Source organism: Aminobacter sp. GW821-FHT11F06, from assembly GCF_058808215.1.
The window spans coordinates 376,484-403,122 of sequence record NZ_JBXARL010000005.1 but is presented as its reverse complement, the minus strand read 5'-3'; the positions used below and the strand labels follow the sequence as shown (position 1 = coordinate 403,122).

Here is a 26,639-nt window from a genome sequence, read left to right as displayed (position 1 = left end):
CTCCGAGACTCACTGAAGCTTTGACAACCTCAGCTTTCCCGGCCGGGACCGAATGGACAACCTCCTGAAAGCTCACACCTAGAGCTGCGGTCCGTAGGCGGCCTGTGGGGTATAGTAAGGCAGGTGCCTTAATTTCCTTGACCGGCGTACCGATTTACCGTACTAAGGTACATGCCTTACCATTCGGCCCCCCTCGACCTCGCCTTTCACGCTCTCAGCGACCCGACCCGCCGCGCGGTTGTGTCACGGTTGGTCGAGGGCGAGGTGCCGGTCAGCGCCTTGGCCGAGCCATTCGATATGGCGCTGCCCTCCTTCGCCCAGCATCTCAAGGTGCTGGAAGATTGCGGGCTGATCGTCAGCGAGAAGCGCGGGCGCAGCCGCTGGTGCCGGCTGGTGCCGGCGCGCTTCGACGAAGCCGCGGACTGGATGGAAGCGGAGCGCCAGCGCTGGGCCGAGCGGATGGATCGGCTGGAGGTCTACTTGGACAAGAAGGGATAGAACGATGAAGGACATGGCAAACCTGTTTGAGACCTGGGCGCTCGATCGCGAAATCGCGGTGGTGAAGCTGCTCAACCACCCCCGTGAAAAGGTCTTTGCCGCCTGGATGGACCCCAAGGCGCTGGCCGAATGGTACGGCCCGGCCGGCCTCAGCATCGAGAGCCACGAGGCCGATATCCGCGAGGGCGGGGTTTGGCGGTTCGATATGGTGGGCGTGTTCGAGGGCCGGGAACAGCGCTTCCCGAACCTCATGCGCTTTCTGGAGATCGTGCCGAACGAACGGATCGTGATGGACTATGGCACGCCCGACCCCGACGACCCCGACCGTTTCCGCGCCACGGTGACCTTCGATGAGCAGACCGACGGCAAGACCGTACTGACCCTGCGCCAGCTCCATCCCAGTCGCGAACGGCGTCAGGTGGTCATCGGCTTCGGCGCGGTGGAATACGGGCTGCAGACGCTGGACGGCCTCGCCGCCTGGCTGGACGGCTGAGCCCCAGGCCGCTCGGTGCCGCTCGCCAGTTGGCGATGGCCAATGCGGGGTGCAAATCGATCAGCGCTTGATCGCGCTGGTCTGAGCTTGACGGAGCAGGATGGCCACACACGAGCCTGCTTTGCCAGGCGCATCCTGAGACTTGAGCGACCGGACAGTGGAAACGTCCGTTGGCATGACAAACCCCTCGGCGACCGCACGGTCCGCCAAAAGGCGCGGCGCGGCATGCAGGCCGTGTTCCAGGATCCAAGGTCCAGCCCAACCCGCGCTGGACCGTCCGCCAAATCCTGTCTGAACCGATGGTCAATTGGCTGCCCAAGGAGGCGGCCGCCATACGAACCAACGCCTGTGGCGCCTGCTCGAGCGCGTTGCATTCAGCGCCGATCTGCTCGACCGCCATCCGCACGAACTCAGCACAGGTCAGTGCCAGCGTGTGTGCATGGCGCGCGCACTTGCGCCGGAGCCCGAGTTGCTGGTGCTCGGCGAACCTCTATCGGCGCTCGATGTCTCGGTTCAGGCACGGCTGATCGAGCTGCTCTTCGAATTGCATCGAACGTCTGGCATTGGCTACCTCCTCGTTACCCATGATTTTGCCGTGGTCGCCGACATCTGCCAGCGAGTTGTCGTTTTGGACGGAGGTCACGTTGTAGAAAACGGCAAGGTGGACACGATCCTGTCATTCCCGTCCCATCCGTATACGCAGGCGCTGTTGCGCGACGTGCTGCCATGCCGGAATGGAACCTCGTCAGCTAATGACGGCTGCGGGCTTCGCTTGTCGCATGCGTGTTCTGTCAGCGACTGTCGATCGCAGCCCAAGCTACTTGCACCGTGTATTCAAGGCTTCGATCGCGCTAACACCGAAGGCCTATGCTGAGGCGAGCCGCGCGAAGAGGTCCGCGAGGGTCTGGAGACTGGAGCCGGCGTCATCGAGGCGATCTAGGACGCCGCTTTCAATTCGAGTGGCCGCTTCTACGAGAAGTCGACCGGTATGCTCGGTATGCCGTCATCGTCGCCGGCCTCAGTTGACCTCGACACTGACGGTCGCTTGCTGCGAAGGTGCCAACATGCGCATCAATGTTATATTGTTATATTGTTACATTGTTACGTAGCCTACTTCCGTCACCTCCGATTCAGAAATGGACGCAGCGTACAGGTATGGGACGTATCTCCAATTGTTTCGTGATCGATAGGAGCTAAAACTCAGCATGAGGGCGGTCGGCGACTTGAGCCGGAGGAGATCGGTGTGATGCGAGGCGTAGGTTTTCTTTCAGTCCTCTCGATGGTTGCGATTGCAGCTACAGGCTGTAACACTCCTCCGGAGCGAGCCGTGAGCGGCGGTGCAATCGGAGCAGCCGGCGGCGCGTTGGTTGGGCAGGCGATTGGCCGTAATACCGGATCAACATTGGCAGGCGCCGCTATAGGCGGTGTCGCAGGTGCCATGATCGGGGCCGGAACCGCTCCAGGCGAGTGCAGATTCCAGCGGCTGGACAATCGCGGACGCCCCGTCTTTGACGGGCACGGTCGCCCCGTTACCTATCTCGCGCCCTGCCGCCGATAATCGAACGAGCGGTCGCATACGATCTTGCCTTGGCCAATACCGACGGAGAGCGAGGACAATCAATGAAACGAGGACTATTGGCTTTTTGTCTCGCAATTGGCCTTGGAGCGCCGATTGCGGCACCGGTTCCAGCTCAGGCGCTGGACGTCAACATAGCAGTTGGGTCCAGCCTCAACCACGGCAGGGCAATCACATGCAGCCAGGGCCAAAGGTTGCTTCAGAATCGCGGCTTTCGCGATGTCCGCCGCGTAGATTGCCGCGGGCGGTTCTTTATCTACCATGCACGGCGCGGCAACAGTCGATTTGAAGTTGCACTGAGCTCACGCACGGGACGCGTTACGGATTTGCGGCGCATTCGCTGGTAGGCGCGCAATCCCTATTCACAACGCGCTCCCGCGCTCGGTCAAACAAATAAGCTCAGAGAGTCCGTCATGTCTATGCAGCAACGACATCGCATTTCTGAAAACGAAAAATCATCGACATTTGCCACTGTTCCCAGCAGCTTGACCCGCGAACTCATTGACCATGCAGTGGCGAGCATCGAAGCTGCCGATCGCTTCTCGCTGCCCTTCCCGCACATCTTCTTTCGCGATTTCTTCCCAAGCGATTTCTACGCCGACCTGATCAAGTCGATCCCATCGAAAGGCTACGACCCGATCAAAGGTGACGGCACCCGCATGGCGTTGCGGCTCTACGGCGACAATGTTGGCAAGGTGGATGCCGAGCTGCGCGACAAGTGGACGGCGGTGTCCGAGACACTGACCTCGAAGGAAATCGAAAACGCTATCCGTCGCCAGCTTTACGAGGGCCTCGAGATTCGTGCTCGTGGCGACAAGGTCGCCAACGTCGACGACCTCCGGCTGGTGGCAAAGCCGGTCCTCTACAGCGACAAGGACGGCTACCAGATCAAGCCGCACCCCGATGCGCGCAAGAAGGTCGTCACCATGCAGCTCTACTGCCCAGCCGACGAGAGCCAGCGCGAGCTTGGCACGACCCTCTACCAGGCCTCGCTCAAGGGCCTGTTGAACGTCGGTTCCTATGGGCTCGAACCAGTCAAGACCCTGCCCTTCCTCCCCAACGTCGGCTACGCTTTCGTCGTGCTGAAGGCCTACCACTCGCTGATGAAGATGAGCTGGCACGGCCGCCCCAAGATCAAGACGGCCATCGAGCGCCCGCGCGTCTCGCTGCTCAACACCTTCTACGTCAGCGAGAACGTCGGCTTCTGATCCTTCTTGAGCTACATCTCGCTCTGAGCAGCATTACCTCGCTCAGCTTAGATCATGAACAATTGAAGCTTCTTACGCCGCTTTTTGAGCATCGCAGAAATATCCGTTTTCAAGTAAGTGAAGCGTAGGCAGCACAAGGCAGCCAAGTTTTTCCGTTCCGTGATGTGCCCCGAGTCCTATGTCTATTCTTTCAGCCCCTAATTGGCGACGTATCTAGATAACAGGGCTCGCCTTCAAGACGGACAATCCCTGTCTTTCGAAACCTGATATGACATCCAGTTTTCGAACGCTGCTTTCCATGTAGAGCAAGAACATTTCTCTGGGGTTGCACCATCAGGGAAGCGCTAAAGGCCAAAGCAATTCCGCAGCAGGAGGCTGCCCAGCGCATTTGCCCCGTCATCCGGCAGACCTCTCTGCTGCACGGGGGTAGGCGGTCGGCCCCCCCAACCTTCCGCACGCGCCTCCTTGGGCGTGATGCCGAACTCTCTGCGGAACATCCGGCTGTATACTGATGGGTCCGTGAACCCCCATTCCTCGGCGATGGTCGAGATCGACCTTCCGTCCGACTTGTTGGCGAGTATATCGCGCGTCTTGAGAAGGCGTTTGCGGCGGATAAAAGTCGAGACGCCACCGACCGGCTCGAAAACCCGGTATAGACGGGAACGGGCCACGCCGAGGTTTCGGCAGAGCTTGTCAGGCGTCAGGTCGGGGTCGCTCAACTTCCGCGCAATCATCTTGGAAGCGCGTTCGACGATCACAGAATCGATCGCGTTTTGAGCGTCGACAGCATGGTCACGCGACTGGGACAGACAAGCGGTGAGCAGGCTGATTGTAGCCGTGGCTATGTGCGGAACGTCGGCGACACGCAGATCGGGCAAGGAACGATCCAGCAAAAGCATGAAATCAGCCATGAGCAGGCGCGACTCGTCACGTATTTCAATTCTGGACGATCGGATGAATGGCAGGCTGCGAGGTATGAGAAGGGACACGAAGGCGTCATCTTCCGCAACATATTCGAAGGGTTCGGCGAAGGACCCCACAATCAGTTTTCCAGCTTTCCGTTTTTCGCCGGAATTTCGGTCTTTTGACAACGGCAAGAACAAGAACCAATTGTCGATCGTGGCCCTTTTCAAATGGCACCAACGATAGCGGTGGTCTGCACCAAGCAACTCAAGCCGCAGTGCCGCTATCGTTCCGAGATCCCAAACCATTTCGTGCGCTGGAAATGATTTGAACTTTTCCTGAGCGGGCTGTGCCTCACCGACACTCTCATGCCAGCTGCGAAAGAGATCGAACTGCTCGGCGGGTAGAGCCGAGAACGTATCGATGTCGATTGCGCATTTCAGGGGTTCGTCGCCCTGCATCGCTTGCGATCCATCGGCCGCATGAACTTTAGCATCCACTGGAACTCTCCATTCTTCGATAGGCTGAAGCCATTCCCGTCGCGCTAAAGCCCGAAGAGTTTCGCAGCAGCAGGTTCTCAGCATCTCTGCCTTGTCGCCGGGCACGCCGACGACGCATCCGCACCGGCGCGAGAGAACTATGTGTGCGACCGGGGCACGGCGGCCGCGCCAACAGGTTCATTGAACACCATTCTCTCTCGTTCAGAAGCAAGCGGTGGCAACGATTCCGCATTGGCAGAGTCGCCCTACGGCCGGCGAGTTTCTATCCACTTTCCGACATGACAGTTGTCGCAAGGTCCGTGACGTCAGCGCGGACCCGCTGTGAGAAAGGGATGAAGTCGCCGGTCCGTGAACGTGGTAAAGCGTTCGCCGCCACGCGGCATTCGTCTTCCCGCCAGAACTACGCAGGACAACGCGCGCGAACCATCTTCCTTCACGCCAGTTGGTTCGACGACATCTGTAAGGCTCGCCGCGCGTTCCCCCAGATGCGCCGCCGCGTCTCGCTGGGCGAACAGCCGAAGAGTGCGGCGTAGGCCCCGGCAAAGCGACCCAGGTGCCAGAAGCCAAAGCGCATGGCGATGTCGGTAATTGAGAGGTGATCGCCCTCGGTCAAGATGAGGCCGTGCGCTGCCCGCAACCGCCGCTCCCGCTCGTAAGCGCGAGGATTGACGCGTAGGCATTCTTGGAAGGCGCGCTCCAACGTTCGCTCGCCAACGCCCAGCACCTCACAGACAGCACTGACCGAGACCGGACCGTACGGATTCGCCTCGAGGATGGCGAGCGTGGCATCGACGATACTGCGTTGCTCCCCCGATCCGAGGCTGCGGGCGGGCGATCCCTCCGTGTGAGACAGCATCCGCGCGAGCGCGGCACCCGCCTCGGTGGCTGCCACCGCCAAACTGACACCAAGGTCGCAGCCACGCCGCGCGGCAGCTTCCGCGAACCCGACAGTTCGCAGCAGCCTCCGCTGAAGCTCCAGCTCGGCTCCTGGGGCGATGCTTTGCTCGTGCACTCCGGGCATCAGCAAGCTTCGCCGGCCCAGCTGTGAAGCAGACCCCGTACGCAGCGAATCGAGAGGGGCACCACGCAGACCGATCCGCATAAGGCGATAGCTACCCGGCATCTCCAGTTTGAATTCCGTTCCCGGGCCGATGACCCGCAATCGCGGAATGTCACTCCGCTTCCCGTTGAAGACGGTACCTTCGCCCCACAGGAACACCGCCGTCAGAGCATCGTCATTGATCGCCCCAGACATTGTGATGCCACCTTTATCCCGCAAGTCCAGGACGAACGCGTCACGGTAGTCGATTGTCACCAGGCGCGATGCATGGCGCTGCGCGCCGATCTGCCGGATGTGGAACTCAGCATCGGGATCCGACTCGCGCGTGCGGGCTAGGACGGAGTTGTATTTGCGTGCGTACCAGTTCGGCGCGTCCAGCATCCGTACCCTTTGGACAGTATCGTCAGGCCTGGGAGGTTCCGGACGCGATTGCTTCAGCCCGGTTCGCCCTGCGTGACCCACCCTATGCATTACATCCCAGTCTTGGACGTCGTGTCCATTTCTTTTCTGCCGGGCTGTATTCGACGAAGTGTCCGGTAAACTACTGCATTGGACGGGACAGGTTTGATTGGATTTGACGCACATGGCCAGCCATCTGCGTGGACCCTTTGCGAGGAACTATAACTATGGCGAATGGAAATGGAGAACGGCTCGACCGTCGCGACTTCATGATTGCATCGGCAACCACCATCGGTGCCGCCGCCGCGCTGATGGCCGGGTCGACACAGATACAAGCGGCCTCTGCGCCAGCAAATGCGGCTACGACTGGAACCAATGGGACCTTCTACACAGGTGACGTCATCGACGGGAAGAAGGTCATCACTTCGCTCGACGTCAACGACCTGGAGGCCGGGCAGAAGCATCGCTTGTATTTTCAGGGCGTAAAGGCGCCCACCGGGCAGCACTGGTATGTGTCCGTGACGGTCGCCAAGGGGGCTAGGCCAGGCAAGCGTGTTGTCCTGACAAGCGGTGTGCATGGTGACGAGATGAGTTCCATACACACAGTCCAGACCGTGATGAACCAGCTTGATCCGACGAAGATGTCCGGCACGGTGATGGCAGTTACCGACATATCCCGGCCGGCCCTGGAAAGCATGCAACGCCGGTGGCCGAACCAGGGCAGAGGCATCGATCTGATCGACATGAACCGGGAATGGCCCGGCAACGAGAATGGCCTGACCGCGCCAAGCCGCCATGCCGGGCTGCTGTTCAACCGGCTCCTGCGGCCGAACGCCGACGCTGCGATCGATTTCCATACCGGGACAACCGGGTTCGAAGTCGCTGCATTCAATATCGGCGAGATAAACAGGCCCGAGGTCAAGGCGATGCTGGATCTCTATCCCGTCAGCCAGATCCTGAACATGCCGAAAGCCGCCTATCCCACCGTGCTGCACAATGCGTTCTTAGATGCGGGAATCCCGGCCTTTTGTCCGGAGATCGGCGCTGCGCGCGTGCTGGATCGCGAGATGATCTCGTTGTTCGTCGAAGGCACGATGAACGTCCTCAAGCATCACGGCATCGTTCCCGGCCCGATGGGTCGCACAGGCAAGGACGTGACTGTCTTCATCGGCAATAGCGGGTTCCCGGTACTGGCCACCGCTGGCGGGATCGTCGAGCACCTGGTCAAACTCAACGACAAGGTCGTGCCCGGACAAAAGGTGGCCATCCAGCGCAACAGCTTCGGCGAAGTGGTGGCGGAATACACAGCCGGAGTGGCCGGAGAGATCTCGGGTCAGCGCAGCGATGCAATGTCCGAGCCCGGCAACCCCTTGGCATTCATCCTTTTCAACAAGGAGCCGCAAGAGGGCGCTGAAGTCTACCCCGAGTAGTCCATCTGCGTGAGCTAGGTTTTAAGAGTAGGGATGACGAAGTTCGTCGACGCCGCTCTGGTGGCGGCAGTTCCTGTTGCCGTCGCAAGAGTGACGGAGCCTGCTGCCAGCGTCGGTGAACGCCATCCACACTCCGTATCGCGCCAGACACCGCATAACGTCGATGGCTCTCGGCGGTTTCGGCAAGTGCCCTTCCCACCGAACCAGTGCGTTCCCAACAGCGCAACATTTTGCACTGACAGGAAATGAGAAGCAGGTATTACGAGAAGAACACTGAGGAGATGAATTCCAGAAGCGCCGGTTGAAGTAAGGCCGCGTCGATGATGAATGGCGAATTGGGGATTTCTGGGGCTGGGACAGCCCCGTTACCGACGTTGGGACCTATCCTAGTGCGCTCAGCCCGTCGCCGGTCGGATCAAGCCCGATGATTTGCTATTCATTGCCTTTCCAGTTGTCGCCTGCAGCGCTAAACCCGGCTCGCTTCGGCGACTTTTAACCGCCGCTCGCCACCGCTACTACGCTCTTTCGCCCTGAGGCTATTGCCCAATTTTCGCACGAGCGTACTGGCGCGCGGGGCGACCCGTCAAAAGTCTTCGAGCGAATTCCAGCCTTGTATGTATATTTCTACACCCATTGTCGATCAAAGTGTACAACACCACAATAGACAGGAAATGACGAGAGTGACTACGCTGTTTGTTATCCAACGAGGTAACGAACGTGCTTCAATCCCGTCCAGAACCTGCCAGACAAGACTGTTCGCTTTCCACTATCCGGTCGGACATCCTATCGGATGGCGATTGCATATCGCTCCTACAGTGGATGTTGCAGCACAACACGACGGCATTGCAGGGCCGTGAACAAGGCTTTGTGGCCGAGCTGGACAGTTACCTGGCCGAGCGCTGCGTCGCATCGAAGGCGATACTAGGAGATGACGGACGCGCCAATCTGGTCGCGAGCCTCGATAGCGGCCGTGCAGGCCCGCATCTGGTTTTTTGCGGGCATTGTGACACCGTGCCTCTCGGCGACCGCGAATGGAAAAAATCGCCATTTGCAGGGATGATCGAGGGTGGGCGCATCTATGGGCGCGGCAGTTCGGACATGAAGGGCGGCCTTGCCGCCCTCATTGCCAGCTTCCTCGACATGCATGCTAGCGAGAACTGGTCGGGGCGGCTTTCGCTGGCCGTGACCTATGGCGAGGAAACCGGCTCCGAAGGCGCAAAGCTGATGGCCGGCGACGGCAGCCTCGCTGCATTCGACGCCATGATCATTGCCGAACCGACGTCCAACCGGGCGGTGCGCAGCCACAAGGGGGCGCTATGGCTGGCATTCACGGCAACCGGACGTACGAGCCACGGCTCAATGCCGCAGATGGGTCTCAATGCGCTGGAAATGGTGGTCCGGTTCCGCCAAAGGCTGCTTGAGCTCGACGCGCTTGCTGCATCCGACCCGCTTCTGGGCCGACCGACCATCTGCCTCACCCGCCTGCAGGGCGGCATGCAGGTCAACGTCATTCCCGACCGAGCAGTCGCCGAATTCGACATGCGCACCCTTCCGGGGCAGAGCCACGACGATATCCTCGCGGCGATACGATCCATCGCGCGTGAAATCGAAGCCGAATATGAAGGCGGAAAGATCGCCGTCGAGACAATCAACTCCCTGCCCGCGCTCAACACTCCAGCAGGCAGCGCGATCGTGCGCACGGCTTTGGACATCAGGCATGAACTGGGAGCGCCCACCGACGAAGCCGGTGGCGCCAGCTATTTCACCGACGGCTCGGTTCTGCAATCGCTCGGCGCCAACATTCTGATACTGGGCCCTGGCGATCCCGGAGAGGCGCACCAGACAGACGAGAGCCTCGACCTTTCGGATTTTCTCACCGCCCGCCGCATCTACACGGGAATGGCCCGCCGCTTTCTGCGCTCTCCCGAATAACGGGGGGGGGGGACGTCCCGCGCCGATCCTGAGCGTCAGGGCTGGCGCCCAACATCCAAGTTCCCGCCAAGAGGGACCAACGATTTTTTTTCAGGAGGAGTTTCAATGTCACTCGATCGTCGTCAATTCCTGCAGATTTCCGCTGCCACCGTCAGCGCCGGCGTGCTCAGCGGCATTCCGCTCATGGCCCAGGCACAGGCCAAGGGCGGCGTGCTGAATGTGGTGGTGCAGCCGGAGCCGCCCGGCATCATGATCGGCATCTATCAGAACGTGCCCTCGCAGATGGTCGGCGGTAACATTTTCGAAGGTCTGCTGCGTTTCGACGCCGAACTGAAACCGCACCCGCTGCTGGCCGAAAGCTGGGAGGAAGCACCTGATGGCATGTTCTATTCCTTCAAGCTGAAGGAAAATGTGCTGTGGCACGACGGCAAGCCCTTCACCTCGGAAGATGTGGTCTTCAGTGTCGACAAGATGCTGCGTGAGACCCATCCGCGCGTCCGCAATTTCTTGAAGGCAGTGGAGAGCATCACCGCAGACGGGCCCTACAAGGTGGACTTCAAGATGAAGACCCCTTTCGCGCCCTTCATCCAGTCCTTCGAAGTCGGCTCGATGCCGATGCTTCCGAAGCATCTCTACGAGGGCACGGATTACAACACCAATCCGGTCAACAACGCTCCCATCGGGACCGGGCCGCTGAAATTCGATGAATGGCAGCGCGGCTCCTATCTCAAGCTGGTCGCAAACGAGACCTATCACGAGGACGGCGTCCCCTCCATCAACGCGGTCTACTTCCACGTCATCCCCGATGGCGCCAGCCGCGCGACGGCCTATGAAACCGGCAAGGTGGACGTTCTGCCGGGCGGCGCTGTCGAATATTTCGACGTGCAGCGCCTCGCCGAATTGCCGAACTCCACACTGACGACCAAGGGCTGGGAATTCCAGGGGTCGCAGTGCTTCTTGTGGCTCAATAATGGGTCCAAGTGGATTCAGGACAAACGCGTCCGCCAGGCGATCATGTATGCGCTCGACCGCGAGAACATGCGCGACATCGCCTTCTTCGGCTACGCCAAGGTCGCACCGAGCCCGTGGAACAGCTCGACCAGGTTCTATTCGGAAAACATCAAGCTGTACCCGCGCGATGTTGAGAAGGCCAAAGCCCTGCTCGCCGAAGCCGGATACGACGGCAGCCCGATCCGCCTGCTGCCCCTGCCCTATGGCGAAACCTGGCAGCGGCTTGCCGAAATTGCGCGCGAAAACCTCATCGAGGCCGGCATCCAGGTGGAACTAACCGCCACCGACGTCGCTGGCTGGAACCAGCGCCTGGGCGAAAAGGACTACGACATTGCCTTCTCGTACATGTCGCAGTACGGCGACCCGGCCTTGGGTGTCGCACGTCTCTACACGAGCTCCAACATCATCGAGGGTTCGCCCTGGAACAACGTTTCGGCCTTCTCAAACCCAGAGCTCGACAAGCTGTTCGACGCGGGTGCGGTCGAGATCGACCCGGAAAAGCGTGCGAAAATCTATCATGACGCCCAGGCGCTTATCGCCGAAGAAGTTCCCCTCGCCTGGCTGTTTGAGATGATCTGGCCGACGATCCACCGTTCGAACGTCAAGAACCTGATCTCGTCGGCGGTCGGCCTCAACGACAGCCTCGGGCGCGCCCGGATCGAATAGGACGCGCAAACAGCGTCAGCTGGCAGCCCGGTGTTCCCGGGCTGCCATGAGGTTTTGTTCAGGGGCGAAGAGTGTGAACCGTCTGAAATTTCTGTTGGGGCGCATTGTGCAGGGCGTGGTTGCGCTCTTTGTCATAGCCACCTTGAATTTCCTGTTGATCCGCGCCGCACCGGGCGACCCCGTCGCCGTGATGGCAGGCGAAGCAGGCGCAGTCGACAAGCGGTTCCTGGACGCATTGCGGGTGCAGTACGGGCTCGATCAGCCGCTGTTCGTGCAGTGGTGGACCTACATCTCGCGCATTGGCACGCTCGACCTAGGCTTTTCCTACCGCCAACAGGAAACGGTTGCGCAACTGATTGCCGACCGGCTGCCTGCAACGCTGTTGCTGACGGTCTGCGCCTTTGTGTTTTCGCTGGTTGTCGGGGTAGGGCTGGGCGTGCTCGCCAGCCGCCGACCCGGCGGCTGGGTGGACCGGGCGATCGGCTTTGCCGCGCTGATCTTTTACGCTGCGCCCATGTACTGGCTGGCATTGATGGCGGTTTTGGTCTTTTCGATTCAGCTTGGCTGGCTGCCCGCCTTCGGTTACAGCTCCGTCGGCGCCAACCTTACTGGCATGGCCGCCGCACTGGATGTCGCCAAGCACCTCATCTTGCCGACGCTTGCGCTCTCCTTGTTCTACATCGCCGTCTACACCCGGATGACACGCGCCAACATGATGGCGATGGCGCAGATGGCCTTCGTCAAGACGGCACGCGCAAAAGGTGCCGGCGAAACACGGATCCAGTTCCGCCACGTCTTGCGCAACGCACTTTTGCCGGTAGTGACGCTTGCCGGGCTGCAGGCTGGCAACATGGTCGGTGGCGCAATCATGACCGAAACCGTTTTCGCCTGGCCGGGCATCGGCAGGCTGATGTTCGATGCGCTGCTGCAACGCGACTACAACCTGCTGCTGGGCGCCTTCTTGATCGCCGCAGCGCTGGCCATCGTCTTCAACATCATCACGGACCTCATCTACACCGTGATCGATCCGAGGATTGCACTGTGATCGCGAACTCCATCCTTCGCCGCATGTTCACCCGCACGGAAGTGTGGGTTGGCCTGATCGTCATCTTCGGCATCGTCGCCATATCGTTGCTGGCGCCGCTGCTGTTCCCGCGCGGCCCATGGGCAATGGGCGGCAAGCCCTTCCTACCGCCGATGACCGACATGCGCTTTCCCTTCGGAACTGATACCACCGGCCGCGACATTCTCGCGGGCCTGGTGTGGGGCGGCCGGGTCTCGCTGCTGATCGGGCTGGTTTCTACGGTTGTTTCGGTCTTCATTGGTGTCGTCATAGGTGCAATCGCCGGCTATGGCGGCGGCCACGTCGACAGCGCGCTGATGCGCTTCACCGAGATATTCCAGGTCGTGCCAAGCTTTGCGCTGGCGCTGGTTCTTGTCGCCGTCCTGCAACCTTCCGTAGGCTCCATCGTCATGGCGATCGGCATCGTCTCCTGGCCGCCGGTAGCGCGCCTCGTGCGGGCGGAATTCCTGTCACTTCGCAACCGCGATTTTGTGCTGGCGGCCAAGCTTCAGGGCCAAAGCGCGCTCGCCATCATGTTCCGGCAGATTCTGCCCAACGTGGCCTCTCCCATCATCGTCATGGGCTCCCTGATGGTGGCAACCGCAATCCTGCTGGAGTCGAGTCTCAGCTTCCTCGGCCTTGGTGATCCCAACCAGATGAGCTGGGGTTTCATGATCGGCGCCTCGCGCACGGTTCTGCGCCAGGCATGGTGGATGGCAACCTTCCCGGGGCTTGCCATCGCCATAACCGTACTGGCGCTGAATGTATTGGGCGAAGCGCTCAATGACGCACTCAACATCCATTCGCGTAACAGGTGAAGGCCATGTCGACCGACGCCACTCCATTGCTTAGGGTCCAGGGGCTCGACATCTCGCTGCCCAAAGGCTCGGATCGCGAGCTCGCAGTCTCGGGTGCATCCTTCAACCTCATGCCGGGCCGCACGGTGTGCATCGTGGGCGAATCCGGCTCAGGCAAATCCACCGTTGCCGATGCCATCATGGGGCTGCTGCCACGTCCGCACCTGGAGACGAAGGCCGGATCTATCCTGTTTGGCGAGCGCGACCTCCTCACGCTCGACGAGGCGGGAATGCGCGCCTTGCGCGGACGCGAGATCGGCATGGTCTTCCAGGAGCCGATGGCCGCCTTGAACCCGCTGATGAAGATCGGGGCACAATTGGAAGAGGTGCTGGAAGTCCATTTGTCCCTGTGCGCCGCTGAACGTCGTCGCCGCGCCCTTGCTGCCTTGAGTGACGTTGGACTGCCGCGGGTGGAGGAGCTCTATGAGAGCTACCCATTTCGTCTTTCGGGGGGGCAGCGCCAACGCGTGGTGATCGCCTGCGCGATGATGCTCGAGCCGCGCCTGCTGATATGCGACGAGCCGACCACCGCGCTGGATGTCACAACCCAGGCGCAGATCCTCAAGCTGATCGCTTCGTTGCGCGAGCGGCGCGGAACGGGCGTGCTCTTCATCACCCATGATTTCGGCGTGGTCTCCGAGATCGCCGACGACGTCATCGTCATGCGCAATGGCCGCATCGAGGAACAGGGCCCGGCGCGCGAGCTGCTGAGCAACCCCACCTCCGCCTATACCCGCCAGCTCATCGAGGCCATTCCCACGGGAACGGCGACGCCTCGCGCCGAGAATTCGGCCAGGCCGCTGCTTGAAGTCAAAGACCTCAAACGAACCTACTTCCTGACGTCTGGCCTGTTCAAAGCGCCACGCAAGTTGGAAGCCCTGAAGGGTGTCAGCTTCACGCTCGAACGGGGCTCGACGCTCGGGATCGTCGGCGAATCCGGTTCCGGCAAATCCACGCTGGGACGATGCGTGGTCGGGCTGGAAGCGCCCGACGAAGGCACCCTCGTCTTTACCGACGAGGAGTTGAACCGTCACCGAGCGGTCAAGGGCTATCGTGGCGGACGTGTGCAGATGATCTTCCAGGACCCCTTCTCATCGCTCAATCCGAAGATGAGTATCGGGCAGTCCATCGCCATCGGTCCCATGACGCAGGGCGTAGCACGCGATGCGGCCTGGCGCCGTGCCCGCGAATTGCTGGAATTGGTCGGCATCAAGCCAGATGCGGCCAGCCGCTATCCGCATGAATTTTCTGGCGGACAACGCCAGCGCGTCGGAATCGCCAGAGCGCTGGCGATGGACCCGGTCCTCATTGTGGCGGATGAACCCGTGTCGGCGCTCGACGTTTCGGTTCAGGCGCAGGTGCTCGACCTGTTCGAGGAGCTTCAGAAGAAACTCGATTTCGCCATGCTCTTCATCACCCACGACCTCAGGGTTGCAGCGCGAATGTGCGATCGCATCGCGGTGATGCAGCACGGCCAGATTGTCGAGACCGGAACAGGATCGCAGGTGCTGTCTTCCCCGCGTCACGATTACACCAAGCAGCTTTTGGCCGCGATCCCGACCCTTTTCAACGAAGTTTCAATGGAGATGTCCTGAGATGCCCGTAACGGCAATTCTTATCCGCGCGCAGGATCATGTCGCTACGCTGACCGGGCCGGCCGCGGCCGGTGATGCTGTTTTGATCACCGGACAGGGCAAAACCCGCGAGATCATCGCGCGCAACGACATGCCGGCGGGCCACAAGCTCGCAATCCGGCCGATCCAGGAACACGAGCAAATCCTGAAATACGGCGAGGTCATCGGCGAAGCGACAGCTGACATAGCCGAGGGTGGTCATGTTCACACGCACAACTGCTGGGGCCTTAAGGCCCGGCGCCATTCATAGGCTGAAGGGAGCGCTGTTATGAAGTTCCAAGGCTATCGTCGGCCAGACGGCCGCATCGGCATCCGAAACCATGTGCTGGTCATCCCTACAGTGGCCTGCGTCAACCGTGTCACGATGGACATTTCCAACCGCACCGGTGCTGCGACATTCATGCATCCCTATGGCTGCACCTTCGATGCGGAAGAGAACCGGACCACCGAAGAGGCCTTTATCGGTCATGGCGTGCACCCAAATGTCGGCGCAGTGCTGGTGGTGAGCCTCGGCTGCGAAACAGCATCCGGCTCAAAAGTGTTCGATGCCATCAGGGCATCGGGACGACCGGTCGAACGGCTGGTCGTCCAGAAAGCCGGCGGCTCGCGCACGACCTCCGACGCCGGGGTAGAGATTGTGGAACGCATGAAGGCCGAGCTGGCGGCGCAGCCAACGGACGAAGGCGATCTGTCCGAACTCATCATTGCCCTTGAATGCGGCTCTTCGGATGCCTTCTCCGGGCTCACGGCGAACCCTGCCGTGGGGGAGGCCGCCGACATCATAGTCGACGCCGGGGGAACCGTGATCCTGTCAGAACTGACCGAAATGGTCGGTGCCGAAAGTGTCCTCTATCGTCGGGGCAAGACGCCTGAGGTCCGCGACGAACTCATGCGCCGAATCAAGGCCTACGAGATTGAGCTGTCGATGACCACCGAGGACGACAGCGGCGTGTTCATCTCGCCCGGCAACATCGAGGGGGGGCTGACGACGATCGAGGAGAAATCGCTCGGCTGTATCTACAAGGCCGGCACCCGCCCGATCACCGAGGTCGTCGACTATGGCCAGCAACCCCACGAGAAGGGCGTCATCATCATGGATACGCCCGGCTACGACATTTCGTCAGTGACCGGCAAGATCATAGGTGGCGCCCACATGGTGCTCTTCACCACTGGAAAGGGCACACCTTCGGGTTCGGCCATCGCCCCTGTTTTGAAGGTAAGCTCCAACAACCGCGTCTTCCGCGAGATGCCGGACGATATCGACATCAGCGCAGGCGACATTCTGGAAGGCACGAAATCGCTGCGCCAGGTCGGGGAGGAACTGGTCGATCTCGTGATGCGCACCGCGCGCGGCGAAAAAGGCAAGGCCGAGTATTTCCAGATACAGGAGTTCGCCATCCCCAATGTCAGCGTACTGCGCAAGGAAGTGATCCATGCGGAGATGGTCAAGCGCAACGATCTGAGTTTCATGCCATGAAGCTCGCCTACATGTATGCCACTCCGGAGGTGGCGCTGGCACAGGTCACCGCAATACAGGGCGACGCTTCGGCCTGTTTCGCCCGAATCCGCGAACTGGGCTATGACGGCGTCGAGCTCCTCGTGCGCGATCCGCGCGCCCTCGATCATGGCTTGATCGAGCGTCAGCTTGCAGATGCGGGCCTGTCCATGCCGGCCATCTGCACGGGTGAAGTCTACGGCGAGGACAAGCTCTCGCTCGCCGACCCCGATCCAGCACGCCGGGCCGAGACGCTGGAGCGAATGATCGCCGCCATGGATCTGGCGGCACGCTTCGGCGCGATGGTCAATGTCGGGCGCATGCGCGGTCGCTATCTCGACGGGATCGCGCGCGGCCAGACCGAAGCGTGGATCGTCGAGGGGATGCAGGCGGCCGCGGACGCGCGCCCCGATACCCGCATCGTTCTGGAGCCCGTCAACCATCAATATGCAAACTTCCTGATGGGCACGGCCGAAGCCGTGCGTTTCGTGCGAGGCCTTGAGCGGTCGAATATCGGCCTGATGCTCGATCTGGCCCACATCACCATTGAAGGGGAAGTGCACCGCGACAGCCTGCGGGAGGCAGGCAACCTGTTCTGGCACTACCATGTCTGCGACAGCGACCGACGGGCCGTTGGCCATGGAGACTGGGACATCGCGGCCGCGCTGAATGATCTCGACTCGATCGGCTACGACGGCTGGATCACCGCCGAGCATTTCCAGGTTCCCGACGCCGAAGCGGCGATGGCGCAGTCCATCCGCTGGCTGAATGGACATTACGACAAGCACTGACACACAGGACATAGTTATGAAGATCGTACGCTTTGCCCATAACAGCGCCGAGCATTGGGGCCTGCTCGACAACGATAGGGTGCGCACCCTGCCAGACGGTCCTTTCGGCGAGATTGTGCCGTCGACCGATGCCCTGCCGCTTTCCGCGATTAAGCTTCTTGCTCCGGCGAAGCCCGGAAAACTGGTCTGCGTCGGGCTCAATTACGTCCTGCACGCCCGTGAATCAGGCCTGCCGCTGCCCGACGAGCCGATGCTGTTCATGTGCTCGCCGCAGGCGATCATCGGCCCCGGCGAGGCGATCGTTCTGGACAGCCACGAGCAGCGCGTCGAGTTCGAGGCCGAGCTTGCCATTGTCATCAAGAAGCGCGCCCGCAATGTTCCGGCAGCCGAGGCGGCATCGGTCGTCTTGGGCTACACCTGCGCCAACGACGTTTCGAACCGCAACCTCCAGCTCAAGGACAAGCAGTTCACGCGGGCCAAGTCGTTCGACACCTACAAGCCTATGGGACCATGGATCGAAACGGATCTGAACCCTGACGCCCAGAGCATCCGCCTCCTCCAGAACGGTGTAGTCCGGCAGGACTCGACCACGGCAGACATGATTTTCCCGACGTCCTTCATCATCGAGTTCGTCAGCTCGATCATGACGCTGGAGCCGGGCGATGTCATCATTACCGGAACCCCTTCGGGTGTAAGCCCGATGCAGTCCGGCGACCGGATCGAGATCGAGATCTCGGGCATCGGGAAGCTGGAAAACATCGTCCAATAACCACAGTGCGGGGGGCTGGCAGCAAGATTTCTGCGTCAGCCCTCTGCGTTCGTCAGCATGGGAAGAAGCTGCAGTGCCGCGTAAAGGCGAAGCCGCGTGTCGGTCCTGAAATCGGTCAGTCCGAGCACCGAACGGCATCGCTCCAGCCTCTGGCGAACCGTGTTGACATGGAGGCCCAGAAGCTCCGCGGTGCGAGGCATGCTTTCATCCTCCCGCAGCCATACTTTCAGCGTTTCCATGAGCGTCGCTCCCTGCTCGCCCATGACCAGCAGCGGTTCGAGAAGTCGCAGGAAGCCGGGGCGGCTTTCCTCGATGACGGAGGGATGCGCGAGCAGCCGCAGCAGCAGCATGTCCTCGTGCCGGCTGATGCGATTGAAGCCGTTCAGCCTGATGCCGAAAGTCATTGCTTCCTTGGCCTCACGCCGCAGAACGGCCGCCTCAGACAGGTCGGCTGGTCCAGACTGGCCAAGACCATAGAGAAGGCCATGTGCGTGTTCGAGTTGCCGCTGGAAAACCTGATGCAGTTCGCGCAGCACGGCTTCGCTGGAACGGGGATCAGTTCCTGGCACCGGCACGGCAATGACGTACTCGCTGCCATCTTCTTCTTCGAGCAACAAGGCCTTGTGACGCCGCGAAAACTGGCGCAGGCGCAGCCTGAACAGTGCGCCATCGAGCGTGTCGGCATCAAAAATGCGGGCAACCACCGCATGCCATCCATTTGCCGGAGGCATAGCCTTTGCAATGAGAACATTCCTGGCTTCGCGAGAAAGCATAGGATCAAGGAGATCGCCGAGCAGTTTCGCATTGCTCGCAAGATTGGCGCGTGTGCCGGCGTTGGCGTCGACCAGCGTCTGCAGGAGGTGTACGGAAAGGCGCAAGCACTCGAGGTCGGGCTCGGATGCGCTCAGTTCTCGCTCGACGACAGCGACCATGCCGCCGCCGTTCGCCCCCATTCCCGAACGCGCCACCACCACTTTTGTGCCAGCGACCGTCATGCGCAGAGGGACGTCGTCCGGCTGGGCCCCCGTCGCCGCACCCTCAATGAGTGCTTCTGCCAGCATTTCAGCCTCCGCCGCCGTGACACCCCGACTTTCGAGCTGCAAGCCCGCTTCATTTTCAAGGGCAAGGACCACCGGCAGATTGATGAAGCCAGCCACCAGTTCGAACAACTCGCGCAGCGAGCCAATGCCCGTCCGATGCTGCGAAAAGGCGCGGTAGATAGCGCTGAGATAGGCCGCGTCCTTTCCCTGTTGGTGACCGCCATGGGAAAATACCCTGCCAATCAGATCGCTCCACGCCAGCGGCCCCGGCAGGGAAATGATCGGAAATCCAAGCTCCTCTGCGCGGCGGTGCGCGTTGTCGGGGAATTCGCGCAGGTACCTGGTCAGCTTGACACCCAGACCCGCAGCGTTGCGCGCTGCGAGCTGTTCGATCAGGACGACCAGCGCATCCGGGCTTTGCTGGACCGGATAGGTGCTGGTCACGACGAACTCATGAGGCTTTACCCAGTTCACCGCATCGGGAGCGTCGATGACGGTAACCGAGCGGACATCGACGGCCAGAGAGCCTGTGCCGGCTATGACCGCGTGACCGGAGAGGATTTCCCAATCCAATATTTCGCGCAGGCTCAGCATGGAGCCTCGGGAGGGAATACTTCGGGCATGCGCGCCATGGTGCAACTTTTTCTTTCAGCGGTCCAAAATTCATTTCAATAAGGGAGGAAACAACTCGATGCGCGCAACATGGCGGTGGTTCGGTCCACAGGATCCGATGACGATCGACTGGATACGCCAGTCGGGTGCGACCAGCATCGAAGCCGGCCTGCCCCACCTGCCACCTGGATGCCTGTGGGAGACAGATGCTATCGACGAGTTGAAGAGACTTGTCCAGACCGCTCCCGCCGGCCACACACCGCTCGAATGGGATACGCTCGGCGGCATCGCCATTCACGACGACATCAAGCTGGGCCGCGAGAGCAGTGCTAGGCTGACCGCAAACTTCCAGGAAACGGTGCGGCGGCTGGCGCAAGCAGGCGTGCGCCGCATCAATTTCACGGTGATGCCGCTGCTTGATTGGGTTCGGACCGGGCTGGACATAAGGCTTGAAAGCGGAGCCGAGGCGTTGGGCTTCGATGCTATCGATTTTGCGGTTTTCGACATCCATCTGCTTAACCGGCCCGGCGCCAAGGAGGAGATTGGTCCGGAAATCGCCGCGGCGGCCCACCGGCGCCATCTCGAAACACCAGCGCAGCGGTGGCAGAAATTGTTGTCCATGCTTACGCGCGGCCTGCCAGGCGGTCCCGGACAATATGGCAGCGGCGAGTTCCATTCATTGCTCGGTGCCTATCAGAAAATGGGAACGGAAGCCTATCGGCAAAACCTGATCGATTTTCTCGGCGAGGTGGCGCGTACCTGCGAGGCGGAAGGAGCGGTATTCGCCATCCATCCCGACGATCCGCCGGTTCCATTATGCGGCCTGCCGCGCATCGCCAGCACCCTGGAAGATTTCGAGAAAATTTTTGACGGCGTATCTTCTCCGCGCGCAGGCATGATCTTCTGCTCGGGATCGCTCGGCAGCAGACGCGACAATGTACTGACGGATTTCATCGACAGGCTCGGTCAGCGCATCTTTTATGCTCATCCCCGGCGCATACGCTTCCGAGACAAATTCGGAACCTTCACCGAGGCAGAGCATCTGGGTGGCACAGGAGCCTTCGATCTCCACGATATTCTCGCACGTCTAATGGCGGAGGAGGCACGCAGGCGCAGGCAAGGCATTGCCGACTGGGAGATTCCCTACCGCGCAGACCACGCCTGTCGAATCCTCTACGATCAGGAAAGAGCGGATTTCGTACCAGGGTACACGCCTATCGGACTTATCAAGGCAATGGCAGAATTGCGTGGGATGATCCACGCGATCGGGAAAAGCTCCTAAGGAACTTCTTCCGATATGCTGGGATGTGAAAGTGAGCCAAATCGATGGCGATTCGGACTAATCCGCCATCTCCCGTCGAAAAAACAGATCCCCGCCCCTCGCTCGCGAACGCCCTTACGATGTCGCCATCAGTCGACAAATTCTAGTGGCGACGCGGCTTGAATTCCAATGGGCAAGTACGCTGGATACAACGCCGCTGGGAGCCTGCTTGGCTACGACGTCGTGGAGTTCAAGACGTCTAGCTATGCCACCTGCCTCGATCTCGGTGACGCCGGAACGGTGCTGACTTCTGGATGAGGTCGGATTGTTGAGAAGACCGCGAGAGATGCCAAAGCGCACAAGCAGAGAGCCAACCGGCTACGCATATATCCACCGCTTGATAAGGCGGCCGAAATCATGAAGCTCGCTGACTTTTGCGTGACCACCCAACAGCAGGTGGCAGTCACTGTCTGATGAATGACAGTGGGCGGACGCGAAGCGCAAAACGCACTCGTTCACGAACGTCTTGTGTCTGATGCCGCCAGGGCAAGTGATCTCGATGTATCGAGTTCGTCCTGGCGAATCTCCCTGCTGGTCAGGCAGAAAAGGCTACTCCAGCGAATTCACTTTGGCGACTTCATCAGGTCTCAACCCGCAAGCTTGGGTGCGCCAGGGCACTGATGCGCGTCGCCTGAGGCCGGTACACGCCGCTTACGATATCGCTTGCGTGACTGGTGTCCCACAACAGCAAATCGTCAACCGCGGCCTCTTCAAGGTTCGGCATAACCACGCCCACAGCAAGTGAGGCTTTGCCCATGACGCAGGGCAGCCAATTGGCAATGGGCGGTTCGAGCTGCGCTGCAAGCACTGCCATCTGGAGCGCCGATGCTGGGCTATGCATGCCGACGGGACAAAAGGCGTCCTGGACGTTGTCGGTGCCGAAAACCGTGTTGACGCCGGCGCCAAGCAGCTCGCGTACCGCCGTCAGGCCCCGTCTCACCGGCACACCCGTTCCACGATCCTGCAGGTAGAGATTGCTGCTCGGCAAGGACACGATGGAGAGCTTTGCCCTGGCGGCCAGCTCGATGCGGCGCGCACGCGTTGCGGCATCGACAACAGAAAGGTTGCAGACGTGCCCGCAGAGCACCGGCCCGTCGTGGCGCGCAGCGATGAGTTCGGCTGCGATGATCTCGAGGCCGTCCAATGCAGGATCCAGTCCCTCGTCGACGTGAAAATCGAGTGCCAATCCGTGTTTTGTGGCAGTGCGGATCATGTTGCGGATACCTGCCAGCCTTAGCGGCTGGCCGGAGACGAATGCGCCCAAGACACCGTTTGTCCGCGCGATCGCACGGCCGACACCATCGGCATAGTCGTCATCGGCTAGCACATCTATGGGCAGCAGTGCCGCGCGCTGCAGCACGATGCTGTCTCGCCACGTTTCGGCAAGCTCTGCCAGGGCCGTCCACGCCAGAGGCAAGTGCTCTGGATAGGCCGGCTTCACCTCCCAGTCCACATGGGTGCGGACGAGCCTGGCACCGGATGCCGTGAGCTCCTGGAGGCCGCGCGTCGCCCGAGCCGCGATGTCTTCATGGCTCCACCTGTGCTTATCGCTTGCCTGCGCGGCGATTGCCTGTTCCAAGGTGCCGCCGAAGTAGTTCATCCGCTCGGCAGTGAAGCACTTGTCCAGGTGGCAGTGCGCCTCGACGAAGGGTTGCGTGATCAAGCGCCCGCCGAGGTCCGTGTCCACCGGACCGTCGATGCTCATACCGACGATCCGCCCATCCCGGACGACCAGATTTCCTGCGATGCAATCGCGATCCTGCCTGCCGCCGAAGTCGTCAGGACTGGACAGCAGTGACCGCGGAATCCGCACGTTCCCTAAGATTGCATCCATGTGGCGCATGTCTGGTGGAGATATCGTCATGCGACACTTCGCGCATCGTCGGAGGCAGCGTGGCTGGACCATGCCTTGAACGCCTCATCCACACGACCGGTGAGAATGTCTGCCTCCTCCGGCTGGTACCCGGCAGCGATCATCTTGCGGCCAAGCATGTGGTCCCTGGGCCGGTTGATCGTGTCTATTCCGACGAGCCGCTCCCGTTGGAAATGGTAGACGGCAAAGGCGCCGCCGGCAGGATTGCCTGCGACGCAAGAGCGATCGGCTTTCGCCGACAGGCCTACCATCTGCAGCTTCATGTCGCCAATATCCGACCAGAACCAGGGGACTGCAGCGTAGGGATCGGTCTTGCCCATGATGACGCCCGCGACGTGCCGCGCCTGGTCGGTCGCGTTTTGCACAGATTCGAGGCGCACAAGCTCGCCGAGCTGCCAATGAGGAAAGCAAGCGCAATCACCGATGGCGTAGACGCCGCGCGCCGAACAGCGCAGCTGGCCGTCGACGATGATGCCGGCATCGACCTCCAGACCCGTCGCGATAGCCAGCGCGACGTCGGGATCAGCGCCGATCCCAACGACAACCATGTCGGCCGTAATGGTCTCGCGTCCGTGAGTGACCACACCTTGCACCGAAGGCTCGCCGACAAAGCCGCGTGCCTGCATGCCAAAGCGCACATCGACGCCCCAAGCCGCAAGCCGCAAGCCGCGACAGGACATGGGTGGACACGGCGGGCGAAACCGCCCGTGTCAACAGCCGCTCGCCAATCTCCAGTACCGTGACCCGTTTGCCAAAGGCGGCCATGGTCGCGGCCGTTTCCAGTCCGATGAAACCGCCCCCCCACGACGACGACGTTTTCTGCGCCTCTCATGTGTTGCCTGATACGGCGCGCATCTGCGGCCGTACGCAGCGCAAAGACGCCGGCAAGATCGATGCCTGCAATATTGGGCGTCCTGGAGATTGCGCCGGTCGCCAAGATGAGTTGGTCGAATGCGACCTCGCCATCGTCCAGGGCGCAGATGCGCATGGAGAGGTCGATGCGACGCACCCGCGTCCCCTGCCGATAGTCGATGCCATGACGTTCGTAGGCGACATCGCCACGCAACGGCTGCAGCTTCTCGTCGTCCTGCTTCAGGAACCCCTTGGACAGCGGCGGGCGATGATAAGGGTATTCCGGTTCGGAGCCGATCAAGGTGATGGCGCCCGTATAGCCCTCCTGGCGTAGCGAGACCGCCGCCTGCGATCCGCCATGACCGGCGCCGACAATTACCACCCCCGGTTTCATGACGCCTTCCGGACGGATTGATGGCTGGGCAATTTCTCGATCTCGTCGGCCGGAAGGTGTTTCACATCGTCCCACAGCCGTGATTTCGCGGAATTCAGCAGGCCGTTCGGATCAAGCCGCTTCTTCCAGGCCAGGTGCCGGTAATCCGGCTTCATAGACCCTCCCTCTACATAGGGCACATGTGGATTGGACGTGGGGAACCCATGGTCGTCGTAGATTTTCGCCAGCTCAAACAGACGCTCGTCGGTGGTGTAGCGCACGACCGGAAGGTCGAAGGCGACGAGCTGGTCGTTGAGCAACGCAAATTCATGGTGCATCAGCACCTCATCGCCCACTACCGCCCGCAGCTCGTCGATCTTGGAGCCGTCGAGCGGTGGACGAGCGGTCGCCTGCAGGTTTGTGACAGTGCGGTCCTGCTTGAGTACCTGCAGGGTCGTATGGTTGTAGGAGAACTCTGTCAGCACAGGTAGGCCCGACGCCTTCAGCGCCGCGTTGTCGAGCTCCAGTTCCTTCGTCCCACCATGTTTTGCCAGGATGCGCAGCCCCTCGCCTGCATGCTCCTCGGCGATCATGACCAGCAGCAGATCGCGACGCTGCTCCGCAATCGCGCCGAGCTGCTTGATCGAGGCAACGACCCGTCCGTCGATGGTCGTCAGAAGCTTCAAGTCGAGATGCCGCGCCGAGCCCAGTTCGACGCCAGCCTCGAAGGCCGGCCTGTAGGCGTCGAAGGACGCGATAATGTTGATCCACCGCGCCGAGGGCACGGTGCCGAGCTTGAGATCCGTGATCACCCCGTTGAGGCCCCAGGCGTGATGGATCGCCGATATCGCCTTGCCAGTGAATTCATGCCGCTTCGGCTCGCGCTCCACCGACAGCACAGCGATGCTCTCGATGTTCTTGCCATCCCGCAACATGCCGTGGCGGATTGAGCCGATGCCGCCGGAACCGCCCGCTATGAACCCGCCGATCGTCGCGATCGCCTCGGTGGAGGGAAACAGTGGAAGCTCCCGGCCCTTTTCGGCTAGCGCCCCATTGATCGCGCCGATCTTCGCGCCAGCCTGAACGTGTACAGTATTCTCGCCGATATCGATAATGCGATTGATGCTTGTCATGTCGACGATGAGGCCGCCTTGGATCGGCACCGCCTGGCCATAGTTTCCAGTGCCGCCGCCGCGCACCACCACTGGCACATTCCATTCGACAGCTGTGGCAAGGCATACCGACAGCTCTTCCACCGACTTCGGCACCGCGACGAGGTCGCCGAAGCATAACGAAAGATCGCGATTGAGGATGGGGCTGTACCAGAAGAAATCGCGGGACCGCTTCTTCACAATCGACGGAGTGTCGATGGTCTCGACCTCGCCCAGCGCGGCAGCGAAGGCCTTCCAGTCGATATCATTCTTTCCCGAAATGGACATGCTTTCCTCCTGCGCCTAGCGGACTGTCTTTTTGATCTTGCAGGTCGCAGAAGCGCTCGAACTCGCCGAGAAAGCGGGCAAAGTTGCAGGCGGCGGTCGAAAGGAGCTCTTCGCCGATCTCGCGGGTGGCGGCGGCTGCATTGCCACAAGCGCCCAATGCGCTGATGTCTTCGATGGTCCAGGCCGGCCGTGCGCGGCCCGCAGACAAGCCTATGTAGGTATAGTCCCCCTGCCATGCCTCTGCCTCGTTGGCAAAGTCACCTGCCCTGTCCATGGCTACCATATCAGGCTTAAGTGCCAACATGGCGCTCGTCTCGATCAGGCCGCCATGGATTCCGAAGGCATGCTCGCGCGGATCGCCATGACGGCTGGCCTCGTTGAAATTGTACCAGTTGCACGTGGCAATCCTCAGTCCGTGCGCGATCTTCAGATCGCGTGCGGCAATGTCGAGAACCGGCGCGTTGCCACCATGGGCGTTGAGAAGGACGAGCCTGCGGAAACCCGTGGCCGAAAGGCTGGCGGCGAGATCACCAAGGAGCGCCAGAAGCGTCTGGGCTGAAAGCGAGAGCGTTCCTGGAATCGCACCGTGCTCGTTGCTCTTGCCATAGGCGAACCCAGGTAAGGCGAGCACGGACAGGTCGTTTTGGACATGGGGGAGCGCCCGCTCCAGCACCGCCTCTGCCAGGTCGCGGTCGACGGACACAGGCAAATGCGGGCCATGCTGTTCGATGGCGCCTATGGGAAGGACAAGGATGGTGCGCGCCCGGTCCAGATTGGCGAAATCGGGACGCGAAAGATCTGCCCAGCGGAAAGCGCGATGTGTCATGCCAATGGCCCCCTGGCG

General features: G+C 61.0%; 23 protein-coding genes and 2 pseudogenes. 16 read left to right on the top strand and 9 right to left on the bottom strand.

The features are described from left to right. Positions 1 to 171 precede the first annotated feature (171 nt). The 5 genes from AC1RTB_RS15415 (at position 172) to AC1RTB_RS15395 (ending at position 3,775) form a co-directional block, all read left to right on the top strand. On the top strand, positions 172 to 498 hold the full coding sequence (locus AC1RTB_RS15415; protein ID WP_492881957.1) for an ArsR/SmtB family transcription factor: 327 nt from the start codon (positions 172 to 174) through the stop codon (positions 496 to 498). A gap of 4 nt (positions 499 to 502) precedes the next feature. Further along, positions 503 to 991, top strand: coding sequence for an SRPBCC family protein (locus tag AC1RTB_RS15410; protein ID WP_492881956.1), 489 nt, complete (start codon positions 503 to 505; stop codon positions 989 to 991). Between the two features lie 307 nt (positions 992 to 1,298). Further along, a complete protein-coding gene (locus tag AC1RTB_RS15405; protein WP_492881955.1) occupies positions 1,299 to 1,865 on the top strand; it encodes an ATP-binding cassette domain-containing protein in 567 nt (188 codons plus the stop codon). A 372-nt stretch (positions 1,866 to 2,237) separates the two neighbouring features. Further along, positions 2,238 to 2,549 (top strand): YMGG-like glycine zipper-containing protein, encoded by a 312-nt coding sequence (locus tag AC1RTB_RS15400; RefSeq protein ID WP_492881954.1) that lies wholly within the window; start codon positions 2,238 to 2,240, stop codon positions 2,547 to 2,549. A gap of 530 nt (positions 2,550 to 3,079) precedes the next feature. After that, complete coding sequence (locus AC1RTB_RS15395; RefSeq protein ID WP_492881953.1) at positions 3,080 to 3,775, top strand: hypothetical protein; 696 nt, start codon at positions 3,080 to 3,082, stop codon at positions 3,773 to 3,775. A 344-nt stretch (positions 3,776 to 4,119) separates the two neighbouring features. On the opposite strand, the gene AC1RTB_RS15390 is transcribed toward AC1RTB_RS15395, so the two are convergent. Together AC1RTB_RS15390 and AC1RTB_RS15385 are read right to left on the bottom strand one after the other, a co-directional pair. After that, complete coding sequence (locus AC1RTB_RS15390) at positions 4,120 to 5,178, bottom strand: helix-turn-helix domain-containing protein (protein ID WP_492881952.1); 1,059 nt, start codon at positions 5,176 to 5,178, stop codon at positions 4,120 to 4,122. Between the two features lie 433 nt (positions 5,179 to 5,611). Beyond that, complete coding sequence (locus AC1RTB_RS15385; RefSeq protein ID WP_492881951.1) at positions 5,612 to 6,619, bottom strand: AraC family transcriptional regulator; 1,008 nt, start codon at positions 6,617 to 6,619, stop codon at positions 5,612 to 5,614. 245 nt (positions 6,620 to 6,864) lie between these two features. Here AC1RTB_RS15385 and AC1RTB_RS15380 point away from each other — a divergent pair, with 245 nt between their 5' ends. The 10 genes from AC1RTB_RS15380 to AC1RTB_RS15335 all read left to right on the top strand — a co-directional run bounded on the left by AC1RTB_RS15380 (position 6,865) and on the right by AC1RTB_RS15335 (position 18,285). Beyond that, positions 6,865 to 8,067 (top strand): M14 family metallopeptidase, encoded by a 1,203-nt coding sequence (locus AC1RTB_RS15380; protein WP_492881950.1) that lies wholly within the window; start codon positions 6,865 to 6,867, stop codon positions 8,065 to 8,067. Between the two features lie 867 nt (positions 8,068 to 8,934). Further along, a complete protein-coding gene (locus AC1RTB_RS15375) occupies positions 8,935 to 9,999 on the top strand; it encodes a M20 family metallopeptidase (RefSeq protein WP_492881949.1) in 1,065 nt (354 codons plus the stop codon). Positions 10,000 to 10,104: 105 nt separating this feature from the next. Then, positions 10,105 to 11,676 (top strand): ABC transporter substrate-binding protein, encoded by a 1,572-nt coding sequence (locus tag AC1RTB_RS15370; protein ID WP_492881948.1) that lies wholly within the window; start codon positions 10,105 to 10,107, stop codon positions 11,674 to 11,676. A 73-nt stretch (positions 11,677 to 11,749) separates the two neighbouring features. After that, complete coding sequence (locus AC1RTB_RS15365; protein WP_492881947.1) at positions 11,750 to 12,721, top strand: ABC transporter permease; 972 nt, start codon at positions 11,750 to 11,752, stop codon at positions 12,719 to 12,721. A 23-nt stretch (positions 12,722 to 12,744) separates the two neighbouring features. After that, complete coding sequence (locus tag AC1RTB_RS15360; protein WP_492881959.1) at positions 12,745 to 13,557, top strand: ABC transporter permease; 813 nt, start codon at positions 12,745 to 12,747, stop codon at positions 13,555 to 13,557. 5 nt (positions 13,558 to 13,562) lie between these two features. Beyond that, positions 13,563 to 15,191: a dipeptide ABC transporter ATP-binding protein gene (locus AC1RTB_RS15355; protein WP_492881946.1), complete on the top strand. Its 1,629-nt coding sequence runs from the start codon at positions 13,563 to 13,565 to the stop codon at positions 15,189 to 15,191. Between the two features lies 1 nt (position 15,192). Then, on the top strand, positions 15,193 to 15,480 hold the full coding sequence (locus tag AC1RTB_RS15350; protein ID WP_492881945.1) for a UxaA family hydrolase: 288 nt from the start codon (positions 15,193 to 15,195) through the stop codon (positions 15,478 to 15,480). Positions 15,481 to 15,498: 18 nt separating this feature from the next. Beyond that, positions 15,499 to 16,707 (top strand): UxaA family hydrolase, encoded by a 1,209-nt coding sequence (locus AC1RTB_RS15345; RefSeq protein ID WP_492881944.1) that lies wholly within the window; start codon positions 15,499 to 15,501, stop codon positions 16,705 to 16,707. Then, positions 16,704 to 17,516, top strand: coding sequence for a sugar phosphate isomerase/epimerase family protein (locus AC1RTB_RS15340; protein ID WP_492881943.1), 813 nt, complete (start codon positions 16,704 to 16,706; stop codon positions 17,514 to 17,516). Before AC1RTB_RS15345 ends, AC1RTB_RS15340 begins: the two co-directional genes overlap by 4 nt. 16 nt (positions 17,517 to 17,532) lie before the next feature. Beyond that, entirely contained in the window at positions 17,533 to 18,285 is a 753-nt protein-coding gene (locus tag AC1RTB_RS15335; RefSeq protein WP_492881942.1) for a fumarylacetoacetate hydrolase family protein, read from the top strand. Positions 18,286 to 18,320: 35 nt separating this feature from the next. Here the strand turns inward: AC1RTB_RS15335 and AC1RTB_RS15330 are convergent, their stop codons facing one another. After that, the gene (locus AC1RTB_RS15330; protein WP_492881941.1) at positions 18,321 to 19,919 is read right to left on the bottom strand and encodes a PucR family transcriptional regulator; all 1,599 of its coding nucleotides are present in this window, start codon (positions 19,917 to 19,919) and stop codon (positions 18,321 to 18,323) included. Between the two features lie 97 nt (positions 19,920 to 20,016). Between AC1RTB_RS15330 and uxuA the strand changes: the two genes are divergently transcribed. Further along, on the top strand, positions 20,017 to 21,219 hold the full coding sequence (gene uxuA, locus AC1RTB_RS15325) for a mannonate dehydratase (protein ID WP_492881940.1): 1,203 nt from the start codon (positions 20,017 to 20,019) through the stop codon (positions 21,217 to 21,219). A 619-nt stretch (positions 21,220 to 21,838) separates the two neighbouring features. Here uxuA and AC1RTB_RS15320 read toward each other — a convergent pair. The 6 genes and pseudogenes from AC1RTB_RS15320 to AC1RTB_RS15295 form a co-directional block, all read right to left on the bottom strand. After that, entirely contained in the window at positions 21,839 to 23,122 is a 1,284-nt protein-coding gene (locus AC1RTB_RS15320) for an amidohydrolase family protein (RefSeq protein ID WP_492881939.1), read from the bottom strand. Further along, positions 23,119 to 23,811 (bottom strand): oxidoreductase C-terminal domain-containing protein, encoded by a 693-nt coding sequence (locus tag AC1RTB_RS15315; RefSeq protein ID WP_492881938.1) that lies wholly within the window; start codon positions 23,809 to 23,811, stop codon positions 23,119 to 23,121. Before AC1RTB_RS15315 ends, AC1RTB_RS15320 begins: the two co-directional genes overlap by 4 nt. Positions 23,812 to 23,851: 40 nt before the next feature. Then, positions 23,852 to 23,896: pseudogene (locus AC1RTB_RS15310) on the bottom strand (hypothetical protein); the annotation flags it as partial. 97 nt (positions 23,897 to 23,993) lie between these two features. Further along, positions 23,994 to 24,377: pseudogene (locus AC1RTB_RS15305) on the bottom strand (FAD-dependent oxidoreductase); the annotation flags it as partial. Then, entirely contained in the window at positions 24,374 to 25,795 is a 1,422-nt protein-coding gene (locus AC1RTB_RS15300; protein WP_492881937.1) for an FAD-binding oxidoreductase, read from the bottom strand. The pseudogene AC1RTB_RS15305 and the gene AC1RTB_RS15300, both read right to left, overlap by 4 nt. Further along, positions 25,773 to 26,621, bottom strand: a complete 849-nt coding sequence (locus AC1RTB_RS15295; protein WP_492881936.1) for a creatininase family protein — start codon at positions 26,619 to 26,621, stop codon at positions 25,773 to 25,775. The genes AC1RTB_RS15300 and AC1RTB_RS15295 overlap by 23 nt, the downstream gene beginning before the upstream one ends. Between the last annotated feature and the right edge of the window lie 18 nt (positions 26,622 to 26,639).

What these genes read in the sequence shown, in the direction of transcription:
- AC1RTB_RS15415 (WP_492881957.1), top strand. Translation starts at nt 172, where the DNA reads ATGCCTTACCATTCGGCCCCCCTCGACCTCGCCTTTCACGCTCTCAGC.
- AC1RTB_RS15410 (WP_492881956.1), top strand. Translation starts at nt 503, where the DNA reads ATGAAGGACATGGCAAACCTGTTTGAGACCTGGGCGCTCGATCGCGAA.
- AC1RTB_RS15400 (WP_492881954.1), top strand. Translation starts at nt 2,238, where the DNA reads ATGCGAGGCGTAGGTTTTCTTTCAGTCCTCTCGATGGTTGCGATTGCA.
- AC1RTB_RS15385 (WP_492881951.1), bottom strand. Translation starts at nt 6,619, where the DNA reads ATGCTGGACGCGCCGAACTGGTACGCACGCAAATACAACTCCGTCCTA.
- AC1RTB_RS15380 (WP_492881950.1), top strand. Translation starts at nt 6,865, where the DNA reads ATGGCGAATGGAAATGGAGAACGGCTCGACCGTCGCGACTTCATGATT.
- AC1RTB_RS15370 (WP_492881948.1), top strand. Translation starts at nt 10,105, where the DNA reads ATGTCACTCGATCGTCGTCAATTCCTGCAGATTTCCGCTGCCACCGTC.
- AC1RTB_RS15360 (WP_492881959.1), top strand. Translation starts at nt 12,745, where the DNA reads ATGTTCACCCGCACGGAAGTGTGGGTTGGCCTGATCGTCATCTTCGGC.
- AC1RTB_RS15355 (WP_492881946.1), top strand. Translation starts at nt 13,563, where the DNA reads ATGTCGACCGACGCCACTCCATTGCTTAGGGTCCAGGGGCTCGACATC.
- AC1RTB_RS15350 (WP_492881945.1), top strand. Translation starts at nt 15,193, where the DNA reads ATGCCCGTAACGGCAATTCTTATCCGCGCGCAGGATCATGTCGCTACG.
- AC1RTB_RS15345 (WP_492881944.1), top strand. Translation starts at nt 15,499, where the DNA reads ATGAAGTTCCAAGGCTATCGTCGGCCAGACGGCCGCATCGGCATCCGA.
- AC1RTB_RS15340 (WP_492881943.1), top strand. Translation starts at nt 16,704, where the DNA reads ATGAAGCTCGCCTACATGTATGCCACTCCGGAGGTGGCGCTGGCACAG.
- AC1RTB_RS15335 (WP_492881942.1), top strand. Translation starts at nt 17,533, where the DNA reads ATGAAGATCGTACGCTTTGCCCATAACAGCGCCGAGCATTGGGGCCTG.
- AC1RTB_RS15330 (WP_492881941.1), bottom strand. Translation starts at nt 19,919, where the DNA reads ATGCTGAGCCTGCGCGAAATATTGGATTGGGAAATCCTCTCCGGTCAC.
- uxuA (WP_492881940.1), top strand. Translation starts at nt 20,017, where the DNA reads ATGCGCGCAACATGGCGGTGGTTCGGTCCACAGGATCCGATGACGATC.
- AC1RTB_RS15320 (WP_492881939.1), bottom strand. Translation starts at nt 23,122, where the DNA reads ATGACGATATCTCCACCAGACATGCGCCACATGGATGCAATCTTAGGG.
- AC1RTB_RS15315 (WP_492881938.1), bottom strand. Translation starts at nt 23,811, where the DNA reads ATGTCCTGTCGCGGCTTGCGGCTTGCGGCTTGGGGCGTCGATGTGCGC.
- AC1RTB_RS15300 (WP_492881937.1), bottom strand. Translation starts at nt 25,795, where the DNA reads ATGTCCATTTCGGGAAAGAATGATATCGACTGGAAGGCCTTCGCTGCC.
- AC1RTB_RS15295 (WP_492881936.1), bottom strand. Translation starts at nt 26,621, where the DNA reads ATGACACATCGCGCTTTCCGCTGGGCAGATCTTTCGCGTCCCGATTTC.